The following is a 2,797-nucleotide window of genomic DNA, read 5'->3' on the forward strand; positions in this document are numbered from 1 at the left end:
GCCCGGTCGCCCGGTCGCCCGGTCGCCCGGGGCGAGGCCGGGGCGCGTCAGCGGGCCAGGCGATCCTCCATGCCCCAGGGCTGGCCGTAGCCGCCCTCGGCCTCGGCGCGGGCCATCAGGTCGAGGAACGGCTCCGCGTCGAACGCCTCCGGGCCGAGGACGCCGCGGCCCGACCAGACACCGGAGGCGAGCAGCTCGAGCGCGATCACCGGGTTGAGGGCGGTCTGCCACACGACGCACTGCGCCTCGTACTCGCGCATCGTCCACTCGTTGTCGCTCACGTGGTAGAGGTACACCTCGCGCGGCTCGCCGTCGGTGCCACGGCCGGTCACCCAGAGGCCGGCGCAGGTCTTGCCGGTCATCCGCGGGCCGATCGTCGCGGGGTCGGGCAGGGCCGCGGCCACGACATCGCGCGGAGCGACCTCGACCGGCCCGCTCGCGCTGCGCACGCGGATCGGCGTCGTCGAGTCGAGCCCGAGCAGGTGCAGCGTCTTCAGCACGGTGATGAACTCGTCGCCGAGGCCGTACTTGAAGGTCACGCGCTTCGCGTCGACCCAGCGCGGCATGAGGAGCACCTCCTCGTGCTCGACGTTCACGCACTCGACCGGGCCGATGCCCTCGGGGAACTCGAACACCTCGGGCTCGCTGAACGGGGGCGTCGTGTACCAGCCCCGGTCCCGCTCCCACACGACGGGCGGGTTCAGGCATTCCTCGATCGTGGTCCAGATGGAGAACGAGGGGGCGAAGATCTCGTTGCCCGCCTCGTCGCGCACCACGAGGTTCGCGCCGTCGCGCGTGCCGAGCTCGTCGATCTCGCTGAAGAGGTGGTCGGCCGCGTAGCGCGCGAAGACGTCGGAGAGTCCGGGCTCGACGCCCATGCCGACGAGCGCGAGGCGCCCCGCCGTCTCCCAGTCGTCGGCCTGCGCGAACTGGTCGTCGCCGAGCTTCACGCCGGCCTCGGCGTACGGGTCGGTCGGGTGCGGTTCGGACAGGCTCATGGCCATGTCGAGGTAGTCGGCGCCGGCGGCGAGCGCGCCGCGGAAGATCGACGGCACGAACTTGGGCTCGACCGCGTTCATCACGTGGGTGGCGCCGTGCTCGCGGGCGACGGATGCCACGACCTCGGGGTCGCTCGCATCCACCTGCGCGGTGGCGAACCGTGCCGCGACGTCGTCGCCGTGCTTCGCGGCGATCCAGTCGACCGTGCGGCGGGCGCGGGATTCGTCGTAGTCGCTCACGACGAGGAGCTCGAAGAAGTCGCGGCGAGCGGCGATCTTGGCGATGGCATCGCCCACGCCCCCCGCGCCGATGAGGAGGATTCGCATGCTGGGTACGCTAGCCGCGATCCACTCAATTGTCCAGATGGATAATTGAGCGGACGTCCATCGTCGCACCGGCGGATGCCGACGCCTTCGGGAGGAACTCCCCATTCCGGTGCGGCGTGTCGCAGCCGTCGCAACGGCGTGTCCCGGCGTTCTTCCTCCCGAACGAGACCGGCGCACACCGAGGACGACGGCGAGACGCGAGCACGGCGCTGGAGATGGGGCACGGACCACCCGCGTCAGCCGAACGCCGGTGGCAGGCCGCGGGCGGCGCGGACCAGCGCGGCATCCGCCACTGCGCGTGCGACGGCCGCGATCACCGTCGGCCAGTCCTCGAGCACGTGCCGGGCACTCGGCCGGACCACGGGAACGCCGAACGCCTGACCGACCAGGGTTCGATCCCGGTCCCGATGGAACTCCTTCGGACCCGAGTGATGGGCGCGTCCGTCGATCTCGAAGAGCACCATGCCATCGATCAGCCCGTCGAACCGGCCGAGGTTCGCGAAGCGCACCTGCGGCACCACCGAATGGCCCGCATCGACGAGCCTTCGGACGAAGAGGCTCTCCACTCCCGACTCGAGCCTCCCCGTGTACTCGTCGACGAGCACGCGCGTCGTCGCGACGCCCGCCAGGACGGCCTCGACCCCGAGACGCGTCAGCACGCGCTCGTGCAGGACCGAGTCGATGGCCGCTCGCGCATGCTCCTCGGGGAGGCATCGCACCGCGCGTGCCAGCGCGGCCTCCGGCGAGACGATCCAGTCGAACGCCCGCTCCGGAGCCGGGTCGGGCGCCCAGTGCACGCGCGGCGCTCCCGCCACGGCGTCTCGGACTCCGTCTGCTCGCCGACGGTGGTGGGCGGCGAGCGGATGCCACGCCATCGACGCACCTCCCCGGTCGGACCGCGATGCGGGCTGGACGTGCCCCGCGGACGGCGGTGCATGCAGGTGCAGCACGTCATCCTCGCCGGCCCAGACCCCGAGCCTTCGCAGGGCCGAGACGCAGCCGATCGCCGCGCCGGTCGCGACCGCCGCCAGCTGCTCGCGGTCGGCCGACGGAGCGGCGATCCAATCACGTCGGGGCCGGATCACGGCTCCATGTGCGACCGCGCGCGAGATCTGCCTTCGGTCGACGCCTCGGGCGATCAGGGTGCTGGCGCGGGCCACGTGGCCGAGCCGGGAGAGCTCGTCGAGGAGTCGGGGCATGCGGTGAGACTCGCGGATCCGAGGCGCGAGCCCGGGCTGGTCGGCCGGATCCGGGGAGGAACCCGCCCGACGGATGGCTTCGGGAGGTGGAGTTGGGAGCGGTCGTGCTCGCACGGGAGGAGGAATCGATCGGCCCGCGGCGTGTCGCCCCGCGACACGCCGACGGGCGGCCGGAAGTTCCTCCCGACGGCGGGCGGACGGCTGAGGATGGCGGGTGGCGAGCGTCGGCGGGCGGACGGACGGCAGGGATGGCGGGCGGCGGCCGACGCGCCG

At 72.8% G+C, this 2,797-nt stretch carries 2 protein-coding genes; both read right to left on the reverse strand.

Features of this window, described 5'->3' with window-relative positions; translation table 11 throughout:
- Positions 1–47: 47 nt before the first annotated feature.
- Positions 48–1,325 (reverse strand): saccharopine dehydrogenase family protein, encoded by a 1,278-nt coding sequence (locus ESO86_RS14910; RefSeq protein ID WP_129235689.1) that lies wholly within the window; start codon positions 1,323–1,325, stop codon positions 48–50.
- Positions 1,326–1,561: 236 nt separating this feature from the next.
- Positions 1,562–2,524 carry a type IV toxin-antitoxin system AbiEi family antitoxin domain-containing protein gene (locus tag ESO86_RS14915; RefSeq protein WP_129235690.1) on the reverse strand — a complete coding sequence of 321 codons (963 nt, stop codon included), beginning with the start codon at positions 2,522–2,524 and terminating at the stop codon, positions 1,562–1,564.
- Positions 2,525–2,797 lie beyond the last annotated feature (273 nt).

This window comes from Agromyces binzhouensis, assembly GCF_004135055.1.
Lineage (GTDB): Bacteria > Actinomycetota > Actinomycetes > Actinomycetales > Microbacteriaceae > Agromyces > Agromyces binzhouensis.